Annotated in this window: 1 pseudogene; it reads right to left on the bottom strand. The window is 45.7% G+C overall.

The features are described from left to right. Positions 1–273, bottom strand: a pseudogene (locus tag J0A66_RS21900) (dipeptide epimerase); the annotation flags it as partial. Positions 274–398 lie beyond the last annotated feature (125 nt).

Here is a 398-nt window from a genome sequence, read left to right as displayed (position 1 = left end):
GCCTTGAATAAGATGGGTGATACGATTGAGGTCTTCAATGTCTTCGCCGATCAACTTTGGCTTGATCATGGTCTTAATGGCTTCGATGATAGAGCCGTGAGTATCGCCGGTGATCACCGCCGTAGCGGGGGCTTCACCATAGCCAACATGACCTGTATCGGTTTCCACAATAACGATAACATCTTCCACCTTTTCGACGGTTCTCAAGGCCGTTTTAAACGGGGTCTTAAGTGGTACCCTTAGCATGGCAAATTTAATATCGGTGATTTTCATATAAGACCCTTAACGAACAGACTTGATTGAGTAAATCCGATCCAGGTAACTGGTGGATTCAGACAGGCGCAAAGGCAGTAGCGGAGTCACTGACACGCCATTTAAACCACCTTGATAATAATTAC

It is taken from the genome of Bowmanella dokdonensis, from assembly GCF_017254865.1.
Taxonomy (GTDB): domain Bacteria; phylum Pseudomonadota; class Gammaproteobacteria; order Enterobacterales; family Alteromonadaceae; genus Bowmanella; species Bowmanella dokdonensis.
Note: the sequence above shows the minus strand (reverse complement) of the source record. Positions and strands in the feature narration are given on the sequence as shown.